This window comes from Burkholderia sp. Nafp2/4-1b (assembly GCF_003635165.1).
In the GTDB taxonomy this organism is placed as follows: Bacteria; Pseudomonadota; Gammaproteobacteria; order Burkholderiales; family Burkholderiaceae; genus Burkholderia.
Genome location: NZ_ML058673.1, coordinates 1 through 8,077 on the forward strand (window position 1 = coordinate 1; position 8,077 = coordinate 8,077).

At 55.4% G+C, this 8,077-nt stretch carries 4 protein-coding genes and 1 pseudogene; 3 read left to right on the forward strand and 2 right to left on the reverse strand.

Going from position 1 to position 8,077, the window contains the following annotated elements; translation table 11 throughout:
• The first annotated feature begins 306 nt into the window (after window positions 1-306).
• The 3 genes from C7H84_RS35725 (at window position 307) to C7H84_RS35735 (ending at window position 6,689) form a co-directional block, all read left to right on the forward strand.
• On the forward strand, window positions 307-4,116 hold the full coding sequence (locus C7H84_RS35725; RefSeq protein ID WP_162999517.1) for an ATP-binding protein: 3,810 nt from the start codon (window positions 307-309) through the stop codon (window positions 4,114-4,116).
• A 516-nt stretch (window positions 4,117-4,632) separates the two neighbouring features.
• Complete coding sequence (gene phbB, locus C7H84_RS35730; RefSeq protein WP_240462211.1) at window positions 4,633-5,406, forward strand: acetoacetyl-CoA reductase; 774 nt, start codon at window positions 4,633-4,635, stop codon at window positions 5,404-5,406.
• Between the two features lie 281 nt (window positions 5,407-5,687).
• The gene (locus tag C7H84_RS35735) at window positions 5,688-6,689 is read left to right on the forward strand and encodes a malate dehydrogenase (RefSeq protein ID WP_121863174.1); all 1,002 of its coding nucleotides are present in this window, start codon (window positions 5,688-5,690) and stop codon (window positions 6,687-6,689) included.
• A 227-nt stretch (window positions 6,690-6,916) separates the two neighbouring features.
• Here the strand turns inward: C7H84_RS35735 and C7H84_RS35740 are convergent, their stop codons facing one another.
• Window positions 6,917-7,666 carry a MipA/OmpV family protein gene (locus tag C7H84_RS35740; protein WP_240462212.1) on the reverse strand — a complete coding sequence of 250 codons (750 nt, stop codon included), beginning with the start codon at window positions 7,664-7,666 and terminating at the stop codon, window positions 6,917-6,919.
• Window positions 7,667-7,852: 186 nt separating this feature from the next.
• Window positions 7,853-8,077 (reverse strand): annotated as a pseudogene (locus C7H84_RS35745) (GDP-mannose 4,6 dehydratase); the annotation flags it as partial.

Below are 8,077 nucleotides of genomic sequence, written 5' to 3' on the forward strand. Positions count from 1 at the left end.
TTCCTCCCCGTCCTGAAGGACGGGGGTTTCTCGGAGCAACTGATGAACGCAGTAATAAGCTTATTATATCACTTGCGTGCACGCTCCCGGCCCGCACTTTATAGCGGCGTCCGCCCGCCGATATAGTGAGCCAGTGCAATAGTCCCAACCACGCACACCGCATCACACGTTCATCTGCAGCAATGCAGACAACTTAGGCAGCCAATGGTTCCCCTCTTCAACAGAATTTTCGCGGAAAGATGCCTAGCGGCAAATTACGGTGTCACGAGCCCTCGGGCGCGATGTCCCCGCTCTGAACCCGTCTGCATGGACGCCCAATCTGCGAGGGCCAGAGCAGCGAGCTGCCTTTTTGCCAACCTAGCTTTAGCCACTGCCCTGCTTTTTCCTCTATTAGCGTTCGCCGCGCCGGGCGCATTAAGTTCCGGATTGCCGCCCACTGGCGTGGTGAACTGCAACGCTAGCTTCGCGCGCTTCGGCAACGCATATCAGCTACCCGCAAACTCTACACAAACTCCAGAGCCACTACTGCTTACATCTGAGGAGCGCCAGTGGTTGACGAGCCTACCGGTGTTACGAGTGGGCTTCGATGTGGATGCCGCACCCTACTCCCAAATTGATGCCGACGGACGTCCGGCGGGCCTTGCAATCGATTTCGTGACACTCCTTACTACGCGGTTGGGTGTAAAGATATTGATGGTGCCGTATACCGGCACCCAAGAAGGACTCGAGTTGCTTCGAGCAAAGCACCTTGACCTTTTGGCGACTGCGAATTTTGATCGTGCCTATGGAAAATACGTCGTCTTGGCGGCTGCTTATTTCAACGCGCCAGTGATCGGAATCACAACCGACGGCCACTCCGTCTTCCATGATCGATCGATTGGTCGACGCCTGCTGTACGATCCCGAAACAGTGAACCCGAAAGAGCTAGCAACATTGTTTCCTCGCGCCATTTCAATCCCGGCGGCGTCAACGGCCGCAGGCCTGCGCGCGCTGGCCACAGGCACGGCTGACGCGTACATCGGGGATCAGGCCCAAACCGCGTACGTTCTACGACAGGTTTGCCGAAGTGGGAGCCGCACCCTCACACCCCTCAGCCTTCAGCATAAGCTCTCAATCGGGGTCGCAGCTTCAATCGGCCGACTCGGCCCGCTACTCGACCGCGCCCTGTCCAGCGTCTCAAGCACCGAAAGGCAAACATTGCGCGGCCGATGGCTCGCGACCTCGTCACCGGCCGGCGCTTCATGGAAGTCGATCTTCCTTCGGTTATGGCCCGCCCTTGCCACCATGCTGGCCATACTGTCTGTACTCGCTATAGCGCACCACCGACTTCGCCGCGAGGTGACACGCCGCCGAATTTCCGAGAATGCACTAGCTCAACAACTGGCGTTCAATCAGGCGCTATTGCACACAGTGCCATGTCCGCTTGTTGCGAAAGATAATTCCAATAGACTAATCGCAGCAAACACCAGCTACGAGGCTCTGACCGGACGCCCCGTCGCTCTAATGCTCGGCAAAACTTCAACCCAAATAGGTGCGTTCGATTCGGAACTTGATGCGCACTTTGAATCATTGTCCGCCCGAGTAATCACCGATCGAACAAGCCGCCACGGCGAACGCACATACATCGATCGATGCGGTACAGAACATTCCGTACTGTACTGGATCACTCCATTCGGAGAGGGCCCCGACAAAAATATAGAAGATACAGCGCGTGACAAGCTGCAGCTTCACGGGGCTACTGCAGAAGTCATCCGAGGTGGCGTACTTGCAACCTTGGTGGATATAACAGATGTACGGCGGGCCGAAGCGCGCGCGAGAGAGAGTGAGCAGCGGCTGGTCGACATTACATCGAATTTGCCAGCAATCGTCTATAAACTGAGGCGCTCACAAGATGGAGACTTGTCACTTCCCTACGTCGGAGGTAACCCACACCCCCTGTTCGGGCTCACACCCGAGCAAATGATGGCCGATGAACGTGCCGCATTCGACGTCGTCCATCCGGACGATCAACGCCAACTCATAGATTCGTTGCGTGCTGCGGCGAACAACCAGACCGGATTTAGCGTTGAGTTCCGTATTAAGGCACCGGACGGCGAACGTTGGGTGCACAGCCGCGCATCGTTCGGCGGGACGGCGCTTGGAAACACTGAGTGGGATGGTTACTGGATCGACACTACGGACTCACACCGGCAAGCCGACGAACTGCGGGCCGCCCGGCAAACCGCCGAGGCCGCGTCCGATGCCAAGGCGCGCTTTCTTGCCACTATGAGTCATGAGATTCGCACGCCGCTGTCAAGCGTCATAGGGCTGTTCGAATTGCTTGCCTCAACTCACCTCGACGCCCGCCAGGCCGCCATGGTCCGCACGGCTCAGACAGCTGCTACGGCCTTGCTTCAAATTGTTGGGGACGTACTCGACTTCTCTCGCATCGAAGCCGGTCACGTCACGCTCCAGTGCACGCCAATCGACGTGCGCGAAATCGTAGAAGAAGTTTGCGCGACGTTCAGCGCCGCCATCGCAGAACGCGGGCTGAACTTTCACGTTGAAATTTCCCCCTCACTCGCCGGTACAGTGTTGGGAGACGGCCTCCGAATTCGGCAGATCCTCATGAACCTGCTTGGAAACGCGAGCAAATTTACATCACACGGACACATCAGAGTCACAATCGACGTCATCAACGATATAGACGACGAGCAGACGATCGCAATCTCCGTCGAAGATACCGGTATCGGCATTGAGAAAGATGAGCTACAGCGGATATTCGAACCATTCACACAGGCGCGGCAACCGACCGACAGGCATTACGACGGTACAGGATTGGGACTATCCATCTGCCGGGAACTTGCCGCTTTAATGAGAGGCGAGCTTGCATTGTCGAGCCATCCCGACACCGGCACTACAGCCCGCCTTTCGTTCCCTGCTCGCGTGTACTGCCGGAAACCTAACCCCATTGCGACACTGACGGGCCGCCGCGCTACCGTTGTCGTGCAAAGCGTCGAGGTCAACACAGCGCTTACAGACATCTTGTGTCGACTCGGCCTGGAAGTCGTCGAGCAATCAACTCCCGCGGATGTCACCTTCGTTGATGTTCCATCCTCAACAACCGACCGAGATGCTGTGGTGCAGATGGTTCCATATGCACTCCCGGGCGGCTTTACGGTCGCATCGTCTGGCAATGCGTTCACGTCGAAACTAAGCATCACCCCATTACTGACGGGCTCAGTTCGAAGTCTATGTGAATGCCTCTTAGCTACCAAGGAGAGCGAATCATCGCATCCGATCGCAAAACCACTGTTTGCGGCTTCGCTCACTCCGACACTTCCGATTCTCGTCGCAGAAGATCAGGCGACGAGCTTGATCGTAATCCGGGAACAGCTGCGCGCACTTGGGTATCACCACATAGAGGTCCGCGACGGAGCCGCGGCACTCGATGCTTTGCGCCATGGGCGATATGCGATGCTAATCACCGACTGCCAGATGCCGGGCCTAAACGGACCCAATCTAACTCGAATCTGGCGCGAAATCGAGGCTGCAAAAGGAACTAAACATTCCGGAACCCGCATACCGATCATCGGGATCACAGCAAGCCTACTCAGCAATGACGCGCCGCAATATCTAGCCTTCGGCATGGATGAGGTCCTTCTCAAGCCCGTGGCATTGGATCAACTGGCGCAAGCGATCGAGCGCCATCTGCAACGCTCAATGAACGTGATGGAACAGTCGCCCGGAATGCCAGCAGCACGGCACGCTTCGCCGCGTCGGCACAAATCTGCATCCGCTTTTCTCGGCAAGCTGCGCGACACTTACGGCAATGACGACACCGTTGCGGAATTGCTTGACGCCGCAATTACGTCTGTGTCTGACCTGCGGAACGTCCTTATGCAGGCCACGGACGTCGGTGTAGTGCTTCGTCACCTACATGACGCAACTGCACTCGGACACCTCTTTGGCGATAAACGCACCATCGATGCATGTGAGCGCTGGCGAGAACTTCTACGTGAGAGTACTCACGGATCGATACTACCAATGCACCGCCCGCCCCGATTCAACAGGGCAATCATTGCACTCATCGCCTTACTGCGCAATGCGCGTGACGTGCTGAGTGCGCAAAAATAAATGCACGAAAAACAACAATACTCCCCACAATTTCACTCCACCGCAAAAATACTCAAACCCACGTTGCCATGGTCGATTTTTGAAACGATTTATATTGAGCACCGTCACGCAAACGATTACCATCGCATCTTCAATTCAGAATTGAGACATTCTATCTGAAAATTTGTCAACAGAGTAGCTATCGATGGAGTTAACTTGCCTCGACTCAGAGCCATCACAGTCGAACCATCCATTTGGCGTCTATTTATCTGGCAGTATAAAACTTTCGGATCTACGAGACGCTTGCGTCATTCTCGTGATGCACGCGCGAAATGACGCTCGGGTACGTTTTTTAAAGTCAGCCACACCATTGCACCAAGCGTTCGCTCAAGAAATAACCGCCACTGATTAAGCACTCGCCACGTATGATTGCTACCCATCGGCTTTATTTTCTCGAGAGAGGCGCTACCTGGCAAGTTCGTTGTAAACGCTAAATATCTCGATAACGGTTTTACTTCGTTTCATCAAGGAGGCGTAATGACAGCAGGCATTGAAATGTCCTTTCCGGGATGCGGGAAGACCGCCTTGGTCACGGGAGGAATGGGCGGCATCGGAGAAGCAATTAGCATTGCGCTTCACGACGCCGGTTATCAAGTTGTAACCACTTACTCTCCTCAAAATACCACCGCAGAAACATGGCTCGCCAGAATGCGGGAAAGTGGTCGACTTATGCACGCCTACGAAGCCGACGTAGCGTGCTTCCAGTCGTGCGCTCGATGCGCGGAAACAATCCGCGCCGAAATTGGCAGTGTCGACATCTTGATTAACAATGCTGGCGTTACCCGGGACGCGACGTTTCGCAAGCTCGATCGCATGGCTTGGGAAACCGTGTTACGCACCAACCTCGATTCCATGTTCAACATGACCCGACAGTGGTGCGATGGCATGCTCGAAAAGAAGTGGGGGCGCATCATCAATATCGCATCTGTGATCGGCTCGAAAGGTGGATTCGGCCAAACGAACTATGCCGCGGCCAAAGCCGGAATTCACGGGTTTACCAAGTCCCTTGCCCTTGAATTCGCCAACAAGGGCATTACCGTAAATACCGTCTCACCAGGCTACATTGCCACTCGGATGGTAAACGCAATCTCGCCCGAAATCGTGCAAACGCGAATTCTGCCGGAGATTCCCGTTGGTCGCCTGGGAGAACCGGAAGAGGTCGCCAGCCTCGTTCGATACTTGGCATCTCACGAGACCGGGTTCATTACGGGCGCCAATATTGCCATCAACGGCGGTCAACACCTTCACTAACAGCACGGCATATCAAGGCCCGCCACGTCCTTGGCGCCGAAGGGGGCCAAGGACCCACAAACCATACACGTTCGGCATACATCTCACAACAAATATGTATCCCTCAATATTATATCGACAATATAATATTGACCTCTATAATTCCCTCACTGCGCCGGCAATAGCGCCTTGCTTGCCCCCTACTTTCCGCGCTGCCGCACACGGTTGTTCACCCATGACTGGATACTGCGAGCCGTTTCAACACCATCCAATTGATGTCGACTCACGAGTGAATAGAGACCATGGACAGTTCAGCCAAACGCGTTGCCGTGACTCATGCTTCCGGCGAGATTGCACAGGCACTGCTCGCCGCTATCGCGCGCGGCGAACTACTTGGACCCGATCGGCCCGTTGCGCTCGTCTTACTCGATGATGGTCTACGCCTAAGACAGCTGCGCTCGCTAGCAACTCGACTGAGTACCGTGGGCGTGAACACGCTGAAGTCAGTTGAGATTGCGATCGATCCGCATACGGCATTTCGGGACGCTGATTACGTGATCCTTCTCGATCCTCCTCGCAAGTCCGCAGCCCAAAAACCTGGGCTTTTAAACTTGGATATCCTGCTATTGCGCGCCTTTGGCCAAGCCTTGAATGCCGGCGCTCGACGTGACGTCAAGGTGACGGTGGCAGGCGACGATGCGAATATACGCGCTTGGATCCTTCGATGCTTTACTCCCGATCTGCCGAGCGATGCCATCACTGCTACGGTTCGCGCTGACTACGATGACATATTGCATCGCTTAGCCTCGCTGTGCGACGCGAATCCGTATGCAATCGACCGACTCATTGTCTGGGGAAAACAGCGATACCCTCTCTACCCTGATTTTCGCTTTGCCCGAATCGGACGTAGGCCAGTGCCGACTCTCGTGGCCGCACGCGGCTATGATCGCGCTATCGTACACTCTCATTTGGTTCGCCCAAGCGTAACCGAGGGTGTTGGAACGTGCGCTATCCAAGCGTCAACTCACGCACGCGGAATTATTTCGCATTTCCGCGATTGGATTGAAGGTACTAATGGCAAGTGGGTATCGATGATCGTACCTTCGGATGGGTCGCATGATATCCCCAAGGGACTTATGTTTAGCATGCCTGTAATTTGCAAAAACGGCACCTTCGAATACGTTCGTTCTATCGACATTGACAATTTTTCAAAACGTCATTTGAGTGAATCGGTGGACGCAGTGCTGGCCGACGTTTTCGCCTTTCGCCGTGAATTTGTTTATCGAGGACCGATTGGGTTTTGATCAGACTGAAGCAATTGCTTTACATCACCGCTTCGTCGACGGAGCATAGGGGCGCTTTTACATGCCGTTGGCTGTCCCTGCAATTCGTTTTGCCGATGGCTCTCGACCCAAACAACTCGCAGCTTGAGCGGAAAAGCGATCTTTGCTCAGCAGGAACGAGTTCGCTCTGACGAAACGCGGCGTCCCATGTGATGTTTGCATGTGTGTTGAAACTCTTAGAACTAGCTTCAGAATTGATATTTAGCGCCCGCGCAGCCATAGTAATTGCTGCGCGTCTGAACGATGGGGCTGTCGCCGTACCGGCCGAGCAATCGTGATATCCCGGCAGTCGCAAGAAGAGACCAATGTCGCGACACGACGTGAGTCAAAATGGCAGACAGCGAAGCGCTGTGAACGCCCCCCGTCAACGAGTACGGCCGGAATCCGGTTGACGCCGATTGTGCATGGGTCACCCCGTAAAACGTCTGCATGTAACGGCCGGTGGCCGCATGCACGCTTCCCGTCAGGACGATGTCGTTCCTTCCCGAGCGAAATACCGGTACAGCGAGATCAACATGTCCGGCAAATCCGCGGGACACTTGCATGAGAGGTGCATCGACTGTCACCGATAATTCCAAGCCGTCGCTATCACGTAGGCCTGTACGCAGGCGGGCAATGACAGCACCGGGCACGTTCCCCATACCCCTCAAATGATTCGAACCTTGTCCCATAAAACTGTCCGAATCCATGCGACCCCTGGAATACGAGAGTGCGACGGATGCAAATCCGATACCGCGCGGCGATGCGTAGCAGTAACCTGCTCCGTACCGAGTATCGATAAAAATCCCGTTCGAGAGTAGTGCGGAAAATGCAGGGGCCACAGTGATTCGATACTGATTGCTGCCTTGATAGCGTGGTGCGACGCCACCGCCTAACGAAAGTATGTATTTATTGTCTGCCCGTGCAGGGTAGACAACGATCAAGCTGAGGAGCAGCACGCAACAGCGCCGAAAGATCGCGAACATTGTTTTTTGGTTCCGTGATGAATGGCGATGAGCGAGCTGATGCCTTTGTACTTAAGAGACGGAGGGGTACCGTGGGCTGCCGCGGCGGAGCCGCCCCATCGCGTCGGATTTGTACGTTCGTAGAAGTGCAGGACGCGCATTGCGGGCCGCGCGACCGCGTTAGTCTGTCGCAAGCATCCACCGCAGCGTCGAACGCAGATCGATCGGCGCGATGTCCGGCACGGCGGCCCGCAGCTTGCCCCGCACGCCGGTCAGCATCTTGACCTCGTTCGCACGAACGAACGCCGGGTTGACCTCGACACTGAGGTCATGTCCCGAGATCTCGCGGCACATGTCGACGATGTCGGTCAGCGAATGCGCGACGCCGCTGCACACGTTCACGGT